The sequence below is a fragment of the Sphingobacterium daejeonense genome (assembly GCF_901472535.1).
Classification (GTDB): domain Bacteria; phylum Bacteroidota; class Bacteroidia; order Sphingobacteriales; family Sphingobacteriaceae; genus Sphingobacterium; species Sphingobacterium daejeonense.
The window spans coordinates 201,944-217,859 of sequence record NZ_LR590470.1; the positions used below are offsets into that span (position 1 = coordinate 201,944).

18 protein-coding genes and 1 pseudogene are annotated in these 15,916 nt (G+C 34.5%); 12 read left to right on the top strand and 7 right to left on the bottom strand.

Annotated elements, in window-relative coordinates; genetic code table 11:
* Positions 1-9: 9 nt before the first annotated feature.
* From FGL31_RS00950 to FGL31_RS00960, 3 genes are all read left to right on the top strand, one after another.
* On the top strand, positions 10-657 hold the full coding sequence (locus FGL31_RS00950; RefSeq protein ID WP_138089431.1) for a LutC/YkgG family protein: 648 nt from the start codon (positions 10-12) through the stop codon (positions 655-657).
* 1 nt (position 658) lies between these two features.
* Positions 659-1,288 (top strand): rhomboid family intramembrane serine protease, encoded by a 630-nt coding sequence (locus FGL31_RS00955; RefSeq protein ID WP_138089432.1) that lies wholly within the window; start codon positions 659-661, stop codon positions 1,286-1,288.
* A gap of 82 nt (positions 1,289-1,370) precedes the next feature.
* Positions 1,371-1,787 (top strand): SRPBCC domain-containing protein, encoded by a 417-nt coding sequence (locus FGL31_RS00960; RefSeq protein WP_138089433.1) that lies wholly within the window; start codon positions 1,371-1,373, stop codon positions 1,785-1,787.
* 317 nt (positions 1,788-2,104) lie between these two features.
* On the opposite strand, the gene FGL31_RS00965 is transcribed toward FGL31_RS00960, so the two are convergent.
* Together FGL31_RS00965 and FGL31_RS00970 are read right to left on the bottom strand one after the other, a co-directional pair.
* Positions 2,105-2,665, bottom strand: coding sequence for a dihydrofolate reductase family protein (locus FGL31_RS00965; RefSeq protein ID WP_138089434.1), 561 nt, complete (start codon positions 2,663-2,665; stop codon positions 2,105-2,107).
* A 6-nt stretch (positions 2,666-2,671) separates the two neighbouring features.
* Positions 2,672-3,178 carry a GNAT family N-acetyltransferase gene (locus FGL31_RS00970; RefSeq protein WP_138089435.1) on the bottom strand — a complete coding sequence of 169 codons (507 nt, stop codon included), beginning with the start codon at positions 3,176-3,178 and terminating at the stop codon, positions 2,672-2,674.
* 146 nt (positions 3,179-3,324) lie between these two features.
* Between FGL31_RS00970 and FGL31_RS22465 the strand changes: the two genes are divergently transcribed.
* Positions 3,325-3,486 carry a hypothetical protein gene (locus FGL31_RS22465; RefSeq protein ID WP_171017501.1) on the top strand — a complete coding sequence of 54 codons (162 nt, stop codon included), beginning with the start codon at positions 3,325-3,327 and terminating at the stop codon, positions 3,484-3,486.
* A 214-nt stretch (positions 3,487-3,700) separates the two neighbouring features.
* Complete coding sequence (locus FGL31_RS00975) at positions 3,701-4,789, top strand: S41 family peptidase (RefSeq protein WP_138089436.1); 1,089 nt, start codon at positions 3,701-3,703, stop codon at positions 4,787-4,789.
* A gap of 101 nt (positions 4,790-4,890) precedes the next feature.
* On the opposite strand, the gene FGL31_RS00980 is transcribed toward FGL31_RS00975, so the two are convergent.
* Positions 4,891-5,286: a magnesium chelatase subunit ChlI family protein gene (locus FGL31_RS00980; protein ID WP_446677058.1), complete on the bottom strand. Its 396-nt coding sequence runs from the start codon at positions 5,284-5,286 to the stop codon at positions 4,891-4,893.
* Between the two features lie 6 nt (positions 5,287-5,292).
* Positions 5,293-5,337 (bottom strand): annotated as a pseudogene (locus tag FGL31_RS30220) (hypothetical protein); the annotation flags it as partial.
* A gap of 32 nt (positions 5,338-5,369) precedes the next feature.
* Here FGL31_RS30220 and FGL31_RS00985 point away from each other — a divergent pair.
* Positions 5,370-5,852 (top strand): helix-turn-helix domain-containing protein, encoded by a 483-nt coding sequence (locus FGL31_RS00985; protein ID WP_232046148.1) that lies wholly within the window; start codon positions 5,370-5,372, stop codon positions 5,850-5,852.
* A gap of 24 nt (positions 5,853-5,876) precedes the next feature.
* Here the strand turns inward: FGL31_RS00985 and FGL31_RS00990 are convergent, their stop codons facing one another.
* The gene (locus tag FGL31_RS00990; RefSeq protein ID WP_138089437.1) at positions 5,877-6,521 is read right to left on the bottom strand and encodes a hypothetical protein; all 645 of its coding nucleotides are present in this window, start codon (positions 6,519-6,521) and stop codon (positions 5,877-5,879) included.
* Between the two features lie 694 nt (positions 6,522-7,215).
* Between FGL31_RS00990 and FGL31_RS00995 the strand changes: the two genes are divergently transcribed.
* The 6 genes from FGL31_RS00995 to FGL31_RS01020 all read left to right on the top strand — a co-directional run bounded on the left by FGL31_RS00995 (position 7,216) and on the right by FGL31_RS01020 (position 13,819).
* Complete coding sequence (locus FGL31_RS00995; protein WP_138089438.1) at positions 7,216-7,899, top strand: hypothetical protein; 684 nt, start codon at positions 7,216-7,218, stop codon at positions 7,897-7,899.
* Positions 7,900-8,410: 511 nt separating this feature from the next.
* Positions 8,411-9,421, top strand: a complete 1,011-nt coding sequence (istA, locus tag FGL31_RS01000) for an IS21 family transposase (protein WP_232046149.1) — start codon at positions 8,411-8,413, stop codon at positions 9,419-9,421.
* A gap of 216 nt (positions 9,422-9,637) precedes the next feature.
* The gene (locus tag FGL31_RS01005; RefSeq protein WP_171017502.1) at positions 9,638-9,967 is read left to right on the top strand and encodes a hypothetical protein; all 330 of its coding nucleotides are present in this window, start codon (positions 9,638-9,640) and stop codon (positions 9,965-9,967) included.
* Between the two features lie 783 nt (positions 9,968-10,750).
* Positions 10,751-11,911 carry a TlpA family protein disulfide reductase gene (locus tag FGL31_RS01010; protein WP_138089440.1) on the top strand — a complete coding sequence of 387 codons (1,161 nt, stop codon included), beginning with the start codon at positions 10,751-10,753 and terminating at the stop codon, positions 11,909-11,911.
* Between the two features lie 295 nt (positions 11,912-12,206).
* A complete protein-coding gene (locus FGL31_RS01015) occupies positions 12,207-13,148 on the top strand; it encodes a hypothetical protein (RefSeq protein ID WP_138089441.1) in 942 nt (313 codons plus the stop codon).
* Positions 13,149-13,435: 287 nt separating this feature from the next.
* Positions 13,436-13,819, top strand: coding sequence for a helix-turn-helix domain-containing protein (locus FGL31_RS01020; protein WP_232046150.1), 384 nt, complete (start codon positions 13,436-13,438; stop codon positions 13,817-13,819).
* Positions 13,820-14,855: 1,036 nt separating this feature from the next.
* Here FGL31_RS01020 and FGL31_RS27295 read toward each other — a convergent pair.
* Positions 14,856-14,981, bottom strand: coding sequence for a type IV toxin-antitoxin system AbiEi family antitoxin (locus FGL31_RS27295; protein WP_138089442.1), 126 nt, complete (start codon positions 14,979-14,981; stop codon positions 14,856-14,858).
* Positions 14,982-14,994: 13 nt separating this feature from the next.
* On the bottom strand, positions 14,995-15,837 hold the full coding sequence (locus FGL31_RS01030) for a type IV toxin-antitoxin system AbiEi family antitoxin (protein WP_138089443.1): 843 nt from the start codon (positions 15,835-15,837) through the stop codon (positions 14,995-14,997).
* Positions 15,838-15,916: the final 79 nt, after the last annotated feature.

Genomic DNA, 15,916 nt, shown 5'->3' on the forward strand with positions numbered 1-15,916 from the left:
TTTTATGATATGAATATCAGGAATACCACGGCAAAGGAAAAGATGCTGAAAAAGATTCGGCAGGCATTGCTTCAAAAAAAGGAGAATTCACATCCTATGTTTGAAGAGAATCAGCTGTATAAGGATGAGGAGGATTCTTTGGATGTCACTTTTGCTAGAGAGTTTACTCAGATGTCCGGTAACTTTATATACTGCGATGGAGAGATCAATCTGATTGAGAACCTGATTATTCTTGTGGAAAAAATAAATATCAGTAAGATCTACATTTGGGAAAAACCCATTCAGCAAATGATGGATCAATTTGGTTTTCCATATCGTAAATCCCAACAAGCTTTGGAGGAAATTGAAGCCAGTATTACGGGTTGCGAAGCTTTGATAGCCAGAAATGGCAGTATCATGGTTTCAAATGCCTCTGAATCAGGGCGACGATTAAGTGTCTATCCTCCGGTGCATATCGTAATTGCCAGAGCGTCACAGCTGGTCATGGATGTCAAACATGCCATGGCTCAGATCAAAGAACGCTATGGGGATGATCTACCTACCATGATAACAACAATAACAGGTCCAAGTAGAACAGCCGATATCGAAAAGAGATTGGTGTTGGGAGCACATGGACCAAAACAACTATACTTATTCTTGTTAGAAGACCGTTTTTAAAATGATCCAATATTATCTTACCACTACTCCTGTTGCCAGTATTATTTTTGCTTTGACCATCGGTTTGAGTATCTATGTATTTTCTAAACCTGAGTTATATGGCAAATGGATGCTGCATCCATATACCGTATACCGTGATAAAAGCAGATGGTACCTCATGCTTACTAGTGGGTTGATCCATAAAGACTGGATGCACTTGATCTTTAATATGATCACCTTTTATTACTTCGGTTTCGGTCTTGAGCAGATATTTGTAGAGATAAGTGGCTCAATGGGGCATTTGCTGTTCGCCCTGCTGTATATTGTATCCCTGATTTTGAGTGATATCCCAACTGTAATTCAACAAAAGAACAATTACCATTACCATAGCCTAGGAGCTTCAGGGGCAATTAGTGCCGTTTTGTTCAGTTATATCCTGTTCAACCCTAAGATGATGCTGGGAATTTTTATGATTATTCCTATGCCAGCTTATATCTTCGCATTTGTCTATCTGGCATATTGTATCTGGGCTTCTAAAAATTCTAACGATGGTATAAACCATGATGCCCATTTATTCGGGGCATTGACAGGCTTAGTCTTTACCATTATAGCCTATCCTTGGGTAATCAAGCACTTTATTCAACAGTTTTAGAAATCATTAGTTTCCATTTTCTTGTCATAGGACAATTATATTCTATTCATCATCCCTTAATTTTGATGGATAAAATAAGCCTATGAAAAATAAAATTATAGTACCGGTGATTGTTAATTCTACTTTGGAAAAAGTTTGGGATGCTTGGACTTTAGAAGAAAATGTAAAAATATGGAATGTCCCATTTTCTGATTGGCATTGCCCATTTGTGGAGAATAATGTGGTAACTGGAGGGAAATTTCACTTCCGGATGGAAAATCTGAATGGTACTGAAGGATTTGATTACAAAGGAGAATACACCCAAGTGATTCCATATGCAAAAATTATCAACCTTCAGGAAGACAAAAGGATCTCAACAATTACTTTTGAAGAGAGTCAAGGAAAAGTTTTCTTAACCGAAGAGTTTGAACCTGAAGAAAAAACTGATTTAAATTTGCAGAGGGAGTTCTGCCAATCTGTTTTGGAAAGGTTTAAATCTTTTGTTGAAAAGTCGAATTGAGCAATTCCTTAATTTTCACGCCATGGTTGGTGTCCCCACCAACCATCCTATTTATACAAACATGCCACACCTACGGCGTTGGTTATTGAGGCGATAATCAAATCTATAGATATTACATGCCTACGGCATTTAAGAGATATTTCATGCCTCCGGCATTTTACCCCGATGGGGTTTTCTCGCCGTGGCAGGTGTCCCCACCCGCCACTGAAAATATGCCAATGGCCTTATTTTTTTCTTAACATAATGACATTGCCCGTTGGGGTAGTTAGACAGGGTTAGTGTCACCAATCATGGTGATTAGAGCCCGCTAGGCATCCTTAATTCTCAGATTTCGGGATATAGGTTAAAATAACCCCGCCATTTTTTAAGACATTGGCTGAAGATAGATTTAAGACATAAGACTTGAGATCTTTTTTGAACAAAGGATTTCCATTGCCAAGGATAACTGGAGATATCCCGATCCTATATTCATCGAATAAATTTTCATTCATCAATGTTTCTGAAAGATTGGCACTCCCAAAGACGTACATATCCTTGCCCCCTTCTTCTTTTAATCTTTTGATTTCATTAGAAATATCTCCCCGGATTAAGGAAGTATTATTCCAATCGGCTGATTTTAAAGTCCTGGAGACAACAATTTTTGGAATACAGTTCATTAAATCTGCTATTGAACCTTTTTCATTTTTCCAATACGCTGCCATACCTTCATAAGTCTTGCGTCCGAAGACCAGAAAATCGGCTGATTCTAATTGTTGTAAGCCAAATTCCTCAGTTTCCGGTCCCCAAATATTTTCATGGAAAGATAAATCCCATTCTTTAGTTCCTTCAAAATAACCATCCAAGGTCAGGATATTCCACATGATTAATTTCCTTTTCATCTTTTCTTAGTTTAATTCATAAATAAATTCTACTATTTCTTCTTGTCTGGCATTAGCAAAGCCTTTGTTTTCTCCAACTTTGACAAAATCACATTTCTCCAATACTTTCTGAGAACCGAAATTATCAAAAGTCACACGTCCAAATACGGGTCTATCAGTCATCATTTCCAGAAATGCCGAGAGTGCTTTTGTTGCTATCCCCTTGCCCCAATATTTGCTATCAATCCAATATGTGATCTCTGTTTTGCCATTTAAAATAAATTTAGCCATGCTCCCAACAATTACATTGTCTAAAAGAATCGTCTGATTGTTAGTCGATGGATCTTGTAAGATTTTTTCATACTTAGCTAAATATGCATTTTTATCTGTAGGGTCTTTTGGAGTAAAAGCCGCTTGATGTATGCCTTCTTTGTCAGTTTGAAATTCAAACAATTGTTCAAGATCATTAAGGACTGTTTTTCTAAGCTGTAAATCTGGGTTTCTTTCATGTTGGTAAAGGACTTTCTGTAAAATAAATTTTTTAGAAATAGATAATCAAGTATCCTAAAAATAATTTTAATAGAACTTGTCATAGGACAATAAAATTATGTAGTTACTTATTTGAACTTTTCCAGGTCATTATTGGCTTACTCATAGCCTCACCAATAGCTTGGATATCAATGAATAAATGGCTTGATGGAATTACTTATCATATCGATTTGCAATGGTGGATGTTGACAATTCCTGGTGGATTTGCTATCCTAATTGATTTGATGACGGTTAGTTCACAATCTATCAAAGCCTCTTGGAAAACTTCTGTTGATAGTTTGATGGATGAGTAAATATTATATTCTTATATAATTTATAGTCTCATAAAACGATGTTTCTTGTGTCCTTTATTTATTAGGATGTTAGAATTCTGCAATGTTCCAATTATATTTTCTTTAATGTGAAAACATAACAATAGCTTTAACTCTTTTTTGTGGTCAAATTAAAAATTTGTTATATATTAACCTTAATTTACTAACCAATTAAAATATTAAATTAAGTATTGGCATGAAAAAAATAAACCTTACAATTATTTTCATACTTTTCACCAAAATATCTCTATTTGCTCAGAATGAAAGTTTAACTGAGTTGTCGAAAAGGTTTTTAGATACTGTTCAAACAAATGCATATCTAGCTAAAAATGTAAACTGGGATTCCATTAGACCAATAGTCCTAGAAAAAGCCAGTAAAATAGAAGATCCCAATAAGCTATTACCTGTATTCAATGATGTGATCAGTGGATTGAATGATTTACATTCATCTGTTATTTTCAATAAATACGTTGATGGGCAACCCTCAGAAAAAAGCATGATTGAGAAGCTGATGAAGATGAGCGACAAAGACCTAGGCTTTAAGCCAAAACATTTTGATCATAGAATGATAGACAATAAATATGCATATATCAATATTCCTGCTGTGATGTCCGAACACGGAAACTATATTGACACAATGCGTAATCAAATCTCTTTTCTCGACTCAAAAAAACCAAAAGCGTGGATTATTGACCTTACTGAAAATCACGGGGGATCCTATCTTCCTATGATTTGGAACCTATATAATCTTATAGACAAGAATCACAATTTCAGCATGCATCATGCAAACGGTAACGAAAAGTTGCAGGAAGTGGTTTTTAACAATGATACAGAAGATGAAACAATGAGGTTATTCTTTGATGTTTTTGATTTAAAGAATAAAAAACCATATAAGATAAAAAATAACAAAGTACCAATCATAGTGCTGACTAGTAACCTGACTGCAAGTTCAGGAGAAATAATGACAGCATTTTTCCTTGGACAAAAAAATGTTCGTGTTATAGGACAACGAACGATGGGTATGACGACTGGAAATGATGCAATTAAACTTAACAATAGCTTTGTTATCAATTTAGCAATAGCCACTTTTAAAGACAGAAAAGGTAAGATATATGAGATAGGCGAATCTATCTCACCAGATATTCTTATAGACTTTGATTTTAAAAAGCATGCTAAAACAGGTGAAAAAATAAATCTAGAATTAGCTGAAAAAATATTGATCGAAAATAAGGATCCATTTATTAAAAAAGCCATTCAAGTGATAGAAAATGGCGGGAATTCTTAATCAAGATTATTTTACGTTTTATACCATGATCGTTCTTAGGGTTTAAGAAAAGAATGGATGATTCCGTTATTTAATTTTCTCTTTTGTAACAGGTGAATTCCTTATCCAGTCCAATTCTCTCTATCCAAGTTCCTGAATTGAATGGCTTCTGCTAGATGTTCGTTCTGTATTTCTACCGACTCTTCCAGGTCAGCTATTGTTCTGGCGACTTTTAGAATTCTATCATATGCTCTTGCTGAGAGGTTGAGCCTTTCCATGGCCTTTTTAAGAAGTTTTTTTCCTCCTTCATCGATAATGCAGATCTCTTGGATATTTTTTGCCCGCATATGTGCATTGGCATGGATATTTGGATTTCTTTTAAAACGCTGTTCCTGAATTTTCCTTGCATTGATAACCCTAGATCTTACAACCTCACTTTTTTCGGATTTCCTAGTGTCCGTGAGTTCGTTGAACTCTACAGGTGTAACCTCGATATGGATATCTATTCTGTCCAACAAAGGTCCAGAAATTTTAAAGATATACTTCTGTACGGTATAAGGTCCGCAGATGCAATTTCTGGTAGGGTGGTTGTGAAATCCGCATGGGCATTCATGCGTTGCCCTGTTTGCATTTTGAACAACAAATCAGTAAACCTCTACCAAAATCGACACCGATAAATCCACAAACCCTTGGAGAGCATATCAGGAAGAAAAGGATGGAGCTAAAGCTGTTTCAAAAGGATGTAGCAGCCATATTTAATGTTAGCGAAGACTGCATCACCTATTGGGAGAACAATAGAAATGAACCTCAAATTCAATACTATCCACCCATCTTCGGGTTCTTAGGATATTGTCCGTTTAAACTTGATAAGTCTACGTTTGCTGGCAAGATTAAAGCTTATAGATATTTAAACGGGCTTACTCAAAAGCGATTTGCAAAGTTGATGAACGTAGACCCTGCTACCGTTAGTCGTTGGGAAGATGGAAAAGGTGGAGGTGTCAAGAAGAACGAGATTGATGCTGTTTTATCGAGTTGTAGCATAGTCGTAAAGCAAGATCTAACGAAAGGTTTAAATTCTGATTAGTCAGAAAATAACAAGACTTTGATTTTATAATCCGTTGTCGTTCGTCACGAAGGCAAATGTTTCGGTGATAACTTCTATTGGGCCGAAAGGTATAGAAACTATGTTTGATTTTATAAGGAGAATATCCTTATCCCCTTTTTTAATCTTCCAATAAAGTGATATCGGGTATAAATCATCTTGGAAGATAGATTTCCGTCTTGAAAATGACACTTCACTAAGGTGGGAAAGTGGCGTATTCGGTTTGCAAAGTAATGGTGTGTCCTCAATTACTTGACCGAATATCCTCAACAGATTACGAAAAGCTGAATTATCAGTATGTATCGTGGAATCGATTCCCACAGCATTCAGAAAATTAGACAACTCATCTTGTAACGAGGTGACGAAGGAAAGCCTTTTTTTAAGCGAGGGATGACGAGCTATATTATATTCACCGTGGATTTCGGCATCGATAAGAAAATCGTTCAACTCACGTAGGAAACCCTGTACGGTAGCGTTGTCCAGCTGACTGTGCAAAGTCCAGTTCGCGCACATGCGCAAGTTCCAATACCCATCTATGTGCTGTTGTTCAATGTATTTTCTGATTTGCGCAAGTATGTAAATACACTCCGCTTCGGACTCGATCCCTTTGGTTACAAGTGTTGCAATCTTATCGAGAATACTTTCTTTCATTTATTTTAAATGGGTTTTATTGACATGATAAAGATCCGATAAAACAATCAACAAATTCATATAGAGTTTTGGCAAATTAGCGATTTCCCATTTCTTTTCAAAACTCAAGATTGCTGGCATGTATAGAATAAACATCACCAACATATAAACTCGGTATATTAATAAGAACTAGGATCTGAGTTTACTAAATCCTATGGTGTACATAAATGCTTTTTCATTAATAACTTGAATGATTAGTCCATCATATCCTATTAGACTGGATAATGAGGTTGTTCAGTGGAAGATATCAATGGTACCATCAGGACACAATTAAATTTGATGGCTAAAAAAACAAAGGTAAATTGCTTAAATCTGCCAATTCAGTGTATTAATTTCCTATCTCGGAAATGTTTTTTGTATTTTTAGGGGTTAAAATGATGGTTTAAAAACAAGCTTAGTGTAAATTTCAATTTTCCATAATTTTTTTTAAACTTAGTTTTCAATTGATCTAACGTGTACAGTTCAATCTCGTTGAAAGAGGCTAATAATATAACCCCCATGTAAAGGGAATAAAATTTAAGAATGCTTTTCAGAATAGAAAAATAAGATTTAAATTGGCGTGAGATAAAGGTCTCGAAACCAATTTAATAAATTATAAATGAATTTTCAAAGAAATATTTTGCTTTTTTTTTACCAGTTTATAACAATGTTTGCTTTGCAGGCTGTAGCGCAGGAAAAAGCAGACTCATTAATTTCTATTGTTATAGACTCTATGTACGCTAAAAAAAATATTTCGTATGAGTTCAAAAGAGAGGTAAGGCAACAGTCAATAGGGAATAACAATGACTTTGGAGGAAGTGTTTTTCTATTTTTTACTAAAAATAAATTGGGATGCAACTTCATTTTTGAAAACGATAGATATAGAGAAGTATATAATGGAAGCAAATCATTTACAATCGACAAAAAGGAAAAGACACTTATCTATAATCCAACCAACCTTTCCCAGGTTAATGGTTTTTCATTTTTTAAATATTCATTCCTTAATTTAAGGAATTTTTTACCTAAGATTGTTAAAAACCAAATTGTTAAGAAAGAAATTAGAGATACTGTAATCTCGGACCAGGAGTGTTTTATAATTGAATTCAACATACCGAACAAAATAATTGATAATCTTGGAAATCTCATGGATGTTCCTAATGAAGATCATTTATATTCTATAATTATAGATAAAACCAAGTATCTACCTATTCAATTGTTTAGAAAAAATCTAAATAATTTAGATTATGTATCCTGTTCTTTTCGTTATTTTGTTTTGGAAAAACAAATTCCTGAAGAGGAATTCTTCCCCGAGAATTTTCTTGATGATTATAAGACAATAGAGGGGTTTAGCTTTTTTTAACCTTTTATTATGATAAAGTCCAATCCTTTCCAATTATGCCTTTTAATGCTTTTATTTTTTTTGCAAACAATGCAATAGCCCAAGAAGCAAGCATGTCCTTATTGTTCAAGACAGTATTACCAATCAGAGAATGGATTCTGTTGAGATACGCCATTTAGTAAAAAATAACTTAGTTTCTTATTCAAAAGGCTACTATTTATTACAAGCAAAAACAAAATTCATAGGGAGTCTTTTGTTTTCCCTGAATGGTTATGAGTCAAAGACTTTAAGCGAAAGGGATTGTAAATGGAAAGTGGCCCAGCATTGAGCGAAATCAATGGCCCATCATGCGCCGAAAATAGTGGCCCGTTAACTCCGAAATAAACAATATTTGATTTGACGGTTCGATTTGTGCCACAGTCCGTCAATCATCATTTATGTCACTACTATCTAAACAACAATGGTTTACGGTTTGATTTGTGCCATTTTTTGAGATCAATAAATTACCTTGTCGCCAAAAAAAATCAGCGACATGGCCAATATACTTGATCCCATGGACTTAAAACAGATCCTTACATTACATCTTGATGGTTTGAGCAATCGTAGAATAGCCGCCATTTTAGGTATTTCACGCAATACCGTAAATACCTATATCAAACTGTTCACTGCCAGTGATTACCCTTTCACGTCTCTTCTGGAGTTGGACAATGCCGCTTTAGCTGAACTATTTTCCTCTTATACTACGATCGATACCGACCGTCACAATGAACTGATGCTGTATTTCGAGGGTGTAAACAGAGTCCGTCACCACCCTGGCTTCACCTTACTTTACCACTATCAGCAATATGTCGAACAGAGCAAAGATCCATATAGCTATACCCAGTTCCTGAAACATTACCGCCGTAAATATCCTGTAGAAAAAGGTTCCATGAAGCTCGACCATGTGGACGGCCAGGAAATGTTCATCGACTTTGCTGGAAAGAAGCTCCAGATTGTCGACCGTCAAACCGGCGGAGTAATGAACGTTGAAGTATTTGTCGCTATTCTTCCCTATAGCCAATACACCTATGTTCAGGCATGTATGACACAAAAGCGGGCAGATCTGATATCCTGTTGCGGGAATGCCCTGCAGTTTTTTCAGGGCGTTCCCAAAGCCATCGTATCGGACAACCTTAAATCAGCGGTCAATAGGGCCAGTAAGTACGAAGCTGAGATCAACCGGACCTTCAAGGATTTTGCCCGTCATTACAACTGCGTGATCAATCCTACCCGGAGCTATGCAGCACAGGACAAGGCCCTAGTGGAAAATGCCGTTCACCTAACTTATCAACGCATCTATTACCCAATACGACAGATGACATTTTTTTCACTGGATGAACTGAATGTCCATATCAAACAGCTCTTGAAGCGCTATAATGAACTGTTCTTCAAGCGAAAGCTGGCAGGAGCTGGCAGTTTCAGAACACCAAGGTTGGTTGATAGAGAGGCCAAGGGTGTTGGCAACAAGAACGCCATGGTTGGTGTCCTCACCAACCATGCATAGGAATAATGTCATTAGATTGCAGGATGACGTTACTTTTAGGTGGAAAAGTAACCAAAAAGCTTGCTCATTTAAGGTGGCATGTCGCACTGGTCCAACTCACATGGACAAAATGCCTATAATAGTTTCACACCTACATTTTTGCCTTGCCCTGTTTGCATTTTGATCAAAAAATCAGTAAGCCTTTTCCAGTATTGATTCCTTTAAATGCAGCGACTCTTGGAGAACATAAGAATGAGAAGAATGGAGCTAAGGCTGTTTCAAAAGGATGTAACAGCCATATACTATCCATCTATCTTCGGGTTCTTGGGATATTGTACATTTAAACTTGATGTATCTACGTTTCCCGGCAAGATGAAAGCTTATAGATATTTAAATGGGCTCACTCAAAAGCTATTTTCAAAGTTGATAAACCTTGCCCCTGCATTCGTTGGTCGTTGGGGAAATGGGAAGGGACATAGCGTGAAAAAAGAGCTAGTTGAAGCTTTTTTATCAAATTTTAGCATTGTTGTTAATCAAGATCTGACAAAAGGTATAAATTCTGATTAGTCGGACATTAACAGGACTTTGATTTGAATCGGTTGTCGTTCATCATGAAAGCAAATGTTTCGGTGATAATCTCATTTGGGCAAAAAAAAATAGAGACTATATTTGGTTTTATAACGAGAACCTTCCAAAAAAGTGAAATCGGATATAAATTGGATTTCCCTAAGTACCACTTTGGGGGGGGCCAACTTACATTATATTCTTGTCGAGGTATATTGAATTCTTAATAGAAGGAAAGATTAGTCCCAATTCAGATCAGTAAGAAGCTGTAAAAATTCTTTACTTTAAGAAAATTAGTCCTAATGTTTCTCATGAAAAGGCTTAAATCCAAATGGGATGAATTATGGATACTTTCAATTAATAAATGGTCGACCATTGTATTTCCTGCCGTTGAACCGAAACTTAACACAAAGAATACATCAATATATAACTAATCTTTCAAAATTTAAAGGTGTGTTGTTCCTTTATAAATACTTGCACACTGACTTAAAAAGCATTAGCTAATAGGAGAAATCAAGTTTCATTGATAGAGTGTTTTAGAGTTGTTTGCAGCAAATCCTCTATCTTAGGTGCTTTATGTGCACAAGGTTGTTTAGGCGTGGAATCCGTAAACTTAAGTATCTTTACGGGTAATTTTCCCAAATCCACCTTGATATGGGATCTAATTTCTGTCTATAAAGCATAACACCTGTATAAGGGATGATTCTGAATGTTGTGCATAACGCAAATTATTAGGATATTAAACAATTATTTCACTGTCATTAGTTTGACTATAATTTAAAATTTATGTCACAACTCAATTTATATTTTATTGCAATATTCATATTTTTGGGTTTCCCCCGTGTTGTAGTAGGTCAAGACTCCATCAAGTTTCAAGTTAACATCCACAATCTTAATAAGGAAGATTTAGTTGTTCAATATGATGATGGGCTTGTATTAAAAAAGTTAGATTTAAGTCAAGGCGATTCATCCTTTTCTTTTACAGAACCAAACAACACACTTTATCCAAGAGTAACCTTTATTTATAAGGAAAATACTAAATCTTATTTTCTCAATAATGATAAAGCTGTATTAAATATCCAAGCTGTTCAAAATGGAAAGGAATTAACGTTCTACACTTTGAGTAATCATAATATTAGTATGGTTTATGATACAGTTTCCCATTTAGGCTATCGAAATCTTAGAAGAAAACAAATTCCAGATCTTTTAAAGATAAACGAGATCATGGTAAACAAAGGTCCAGATGCTTTTAATAATGATTCTTTAAAATATGAACTATCTACCTTAGCAAAGTCAATTAATAAAAAAGCTTTGGACTATATTCGATCAAATCCAAATGAATTTCTTTCTTTTTATTACTTTAAAGATCAACTTATGAGTTTTACAGAGATGTTTATAGGTACTGATAGTTCTTATTATCGTATGATATTAGACTATTATAGCAGCGTATTCCCCCAAAAATATAGAAATACCCCAGAAGGAGAAAAGCTAAAGACCATTTTAGTTCAAAAATCTTCCTCCTTTCAACTTAAAGAAAATGATGAATTGCCAGATGTAATTTTAAGGGATTTAGAAGGAGAACAAATAGTTCTCAAAAATAGAATTTCAAATTTTATATTACTAGATTTTTGGGCTAGTTGGTGTGCCCCTTGTATAAACCAAATACCAGAGATTAAAATATTAAATAACGAATTCTCAGATAAAGAACTAAAAATAATAGGAATATCTATTGATCGTGATTTAATTGCTCTTAAAGAGAGTTTAAAGAAACATAATATAGATTGGGTAAATTATCATGATAAAGGAGGTGTTATTTCGGCCCAATTGGGTATAACAAGTATTCCAGTTACTGTTCTAATCAACCGGTCAGGAAAAATTGTATATTTAAAACAAGGAGGTCAACTTGACTTAGATAAAATTCGAAGTACCATTATTGCGGACAAATGACAAAATATTAATATGGATTAATTCTCTTGTGTAAGAGAAAATTAATAATTACTTTTTTGTGATTAATAAATCAAAGGAAAATTTCGGTAAATATGAATCTTGAATTTTGGAATAATCCTAAAATCACTATAACAAATCACTTTAAGGACTACTAAAAATGTCAAATAATTTTTTTTAATCTATTGAGGGCTAAAAGATTTGAGTGCAATTTTTATTATCTAATATTTTTTTATTACTAATGAAGTATTTATCTTATAAACTTTGGAGAGTTTGTTTAATTTTCTTCACCTTATTTATGAGCTTCTTTTTTCAAACTGTTAAAGGAGTCGAATTCAAAACAAATCTTTCTTTCAAGTTTGTTTTAATTAATAACAAAATAGTAATAAAAGTTCCAGCATCAGATGGGAGAATAATGAATTTTATATTTGACTCAGGCTCAAACGACTTTTTGGTTAATAATCTGTCTGTCAGAGAAAATAATATTAAAATTTATGATCAAAAAAGAATTGTCCCCTTAATAAATGGAAGCCTAGAGGGCAAATTATTCAAAAATATTAATATATTTAAGGACAGCTTGTTGAATAGATTTTATCAAAGTGGGGCATTGTTAAACCTAGATTTACTCTCGCAAAATACTGGTATGCATATTGACGGTTTGATTGGATTGAATGAGTCAATTAAAATCAAACTAAATCTCAATTTTAAAGACCACACTCTTTCATTTTCGGATAAACTCCCTGAACATGTAATGAATCCTAATTTTGCAAAATTCAAAATGTTTTATACAGACAATGGAAATGAAACAAAATTTAGCAAGTATATAAGGAGAATGCCAGCTTTTAAAGCATGTTTTTTTATTAATAAAAATTATAAAATTGAGACTAATGTATTATTTGATACAGGTTTTAATCAAACTTTTGCATTATTAAGTAATTTAAATGTTGATTCTTTGGCATATAGTTTTGCTTGGGCATCGAGGAAAGAATTAAACAAAAAAACCTCTATTGGCAAAGGGCGTGCAACTGTATATACTATTGATTGTGACTCAATTATTATTGATGGTTTTAAGGGAAATTTTCCAAAATCATTTTATATGAGTTCAACATCGGATGTAGCAATTTCAATGTTTGGAGAATCAAATTGGATGGGACTTGCTGGTGTACAATTTATGAAAATGTATGAAGAAATTTATTTTGATTTTTCGAAAAAGGAAATACACATCAAGAAAGTTAAATAATATTGTGTATGGTGATTTGAACGTGAAGTTAAAGTTGTGCATATTCCAGTAATATGCCAATTAGCATACTTCTTCGGAGAAAAAGTTCTCAAAATGAAATTTTAACCTCATCGATATTCATGAGACAAAAATGTCAATGAAGCCTTTTCTTAGGTTAGAGCTTATTTTTTTAATATGAAAAATTGTATCTATGCCATATTCTAGAATCTTTTATGCACACTTTTTCGTGGTCTTGTATTTTTCGAAACAACATTCCTGCGTTGCCCTGTTCGCGTCAAGAACGGCATTTGAGCAAGCCTAATGCGGTTTTCGTTCCTGAAACACCATCCTTTTTGGGGGAGCATATAAGGAAGAAAAGGATAGAGAAAGGATTGTTCCAGAGTGATCTAGCGAGGCTATTTAAGGTCACTCCGGATTGTATCACTTATTGGGAAAATAACAGGAGTAAACCTCAAGTTCAACATTACCCCAATATTATAGAATTTTTAGGGTACTTCCCATTTGAACTTGAAATATCAACGTTTGAAGGCAAGATTAAAGCATATAGATATGTAAATGGACTAAGCCAGAAGAGTTTTGCAAAGAACATGGGTGTAGACCCTGCGACCGTTAACCGTTGGGAAGAAGGCAAAGGGCAAGGGGTTAAGAAAAAGCAAATGGATGAAGTTTAATCAGTTGGAATTATATCATGCGTCCAGCGTAAATCGACCTTAAAAGACGAACATTTAGAAGGAGTTTTGGTTGGCAGTTCGCTTCATTTATCAATGAAGCGAGTGTTAATAAATGTGTTTTTCAAGGTGTTTACCCGGTCAGCAAGATTATATGAAGAAGATGATATTCGTGAAATAGAATAACTCAAGTTTACCTTTCTTTTAGAAAAGAGAGCTTTCTTATAGCTCTCTTAATATCTCACTGATTAGTTTCCTTTTTATGATGTCTTTGTCTTTTCTTTCATGTTCGTACATTTCGTGGATGTCATCATAAGAGAAAGGTCCTTTCATCTTTTCTAAGTGTTTTTTAACCAATAATTTTAAGGTCTTCCGATTCAGTGAGGATTTGATTCATCTGTCTTCCTAGCATCCTCGCAGAAGCAATTGAAGGTTCGAAATTTTCGTCGATGGAGGTCATCATGATAGGTGTCATAGAGTGCCTCTCCTGCAATAGTGAAATAATTTAAGGAGGATGTAGTAAAAATCTCCTAAATCCTTTACATACCGATCACTTTTTTCATGACCCGATATTAGTTTCATTATACAGAGGCCAGGCAGAGTACAAACTTTGAACTTCCGCCCGTCTTTAATAATATTTGCAGCATGGTTAAGCACCTCCATATTTCCAAAAACAGATATTTGTAGCTCCGTTTTTCCATTTAGATGTACATGTCGATCGTTTCTATTCCGCCAAATGGTAGCAAATCTACAATTACATGCTCTGGAGATTGCATACGAAATGGCTCGGCAAACTCTATAAATCCTTCATGGATTGATAGATATTCTTTGACGTTTGTAAAGTCACTATACTCATTTATAAATAGAGAAAAGTCAATGTCTCTGGTAAGTTCTTCTCATGGGGAGGTCTTCTATATGGCTTAACCACATTTCACGAGCGAACGCACCAATCAGGTAAAAATCAATGTTGTATTTTTCAAATGCATTTTCTAATGCTCTGAAAGTGTTTTTCATCGCGCCGTTTCGAAGCTTTTCTATATTAATTTCCAAGAAGTCCATCAATCAACTTTTTTGCAGTTTCGATATTTCTAGGGTCTCCGGTGTTTACTAAATCAGCATATACTAAAATTGTAGGAACGACATTTGGTCTTTTGTCGTTGAACATCCAGAACCTAGAATTATATTTTAAGGTTTCCTTTTCCAGGTGCTATTTTGAGTTTCTTTATTAAGTCGATACTGTTTTCTTTTGTATAAAGTGTTAACTCTGCCGGCTGTAAATAATTGGTCAGTAAATCGCCTGCAGGTTCACCTCCCCATTGACTGTTTATACCCAAGGGGACTTTCGTCCAATCTTTTGCATACTCGTTAATAAAACGGAATTCTCCTAAAAATAATGTAGGTTTTAATTTTTCATCATATTCTAAAATCCATCGCTCTAGCAGTTTATCTCGGTTTATTATTCTCAACGTCTTATTTTTGCCTTTGGCAATGTAGCCTTGTTCCTTAAGAGAATTTATTATTTTATTGACATTACCTAAGGATATTTTATAGTCTTCTGCAATTTGTCTGTATGTCGTGTTGAGGTAATTTTCATCATTGAGAAAATGAAATACGAGAATTAGACCTGTTCGTGTGAAGCCATCTTTCTGTACACTTTTCTTAGATGGAGCTCGGAGGCCATCAATGAGAAAGTGCCAGTCATTAATTTGAATAAAACAGTTGCCTGTACTGTCAATATAGTTTATCCCCATTTCTCTTAGACGATCTCTTATTGTGGGAAATATCTGTTCAGAAAGAACAATCAGATTTTGATTAGTTTCCTTTAAATCTTTAAGGGCGACTAGGTGGAATGGCTTGATCTCTTTTTTATATTCGGCGGGTAGTTTGTAAATTACTTTTGAGTTATCAAGTTCCAAAACACCATCGATGCCATGATCTTGATTTTTATCATACCACCGACCTTTTAATGATGTCTTATTCTGAAGTTCGTACAGAATTTGAAATATTGGCTGTGTTTTCATGTTCACCTTTGCGATGTGTTCACTTTTTTGTGAACACTAATTTATAGTGAACATTTGACATTATCAAATATTTCCGATA

What these genes read in the sequence shown, in the direction of transcription:
- FGL31_RS27295 (WP_138089442.1), bottom strand. Translation starts at nt 14,981, where the DNA reads ATGTTCAACGACAAAAGACCAAATGTCGTTCCTACAATTTTAGTATAT.
- FGL31_RS00960 (WP_138089433.1), top strand. Translation starts at nt 1,371, where the DNA reads ATGAAAAATAAAATTATAGTACCGGTGATTGTTAATTCTACTTTGGAA.
- istA (WP_232046149.1), top strand. Translation starts at nt 8,411, where the DNA reads ATGGCCAATATACTTGATCCCATGGACTTAAAACAGATCCTTACATTA.
- FGL31_RS01030 (WP_138089443.1), bottom strand. Translation starts at nt 15,837, where the DNA reads ATGAAAACACAGCCAATATTTCAAATTCTGTACGAACTTCAGAATAAG.
- FGL31_RS22465 (WP_171017501.1), top strand. Translation starts at nt 3,325, where the DNA reads ATGAATAAATGGCTTGATGGAATTACTTATCATATCGATTTGCAATGG.
- FGL31_RS00950 (WP_138089431.1), top strand. Translation starts at nt 10, where the DNA reads ATGAATATCAGGAATACCACGGCAAAGGAAAAGATGCTGAAAAAGATT.
- FGL31_RS00965 (WP_138089434.1), bottom strand. Translation starts at nt 2,665, where the DNA reads ATGAAAAGGAAATTAATCATGTGGAATATCCTGACCTTGGATGGTTAT.
- FGL31_RS00985 (WP_232046148.1), top strand. Translation starts at nt 5,370, where the DNA reads ATGGGCATTCATGCGTTGCCCTGTTTGCATTTTGAACAACAAATCAGT.
- FGL31_RS01010 (WP_138089440.1), top strand. Translation starts at nt 10,751, where the DNA reads ATGTCACAACTCAATTTATATTTTATTGCAATATTCATATTTTTGGGT.
- FGL31_RS00955 (WP_138089432.1), top strand. Translation starts at nt 659, where the DNA reads ATGATCCAATATTATCTTACCACTACTCCTGTTGCCAGTATTATTTTT.
- FGL31_RS00975 (WP_138089436.1), top strand. Translation starts at nt 3,701, where the DNA reads ATGAAAAAAATAAACCTTACAATTATTTTCATACTTTTCACCAAAATA.
- FGL31_RS01015 (WP_138089441.1), top strand. Translation starts at nt 12,207, where the DNA reads ATGAGCTTCTTTTTTCAAACTGTTAAAGGAGTCGAATTCAAAACAAAT.
- FGL31_RS00990 (WP_138089437.1), bottom strand. Translation starts at nt 6,521, where the DNA reads ATGAAAGAAAGTATTCTCGATAAGATTGCAACACTTGTAACCAAAGGG.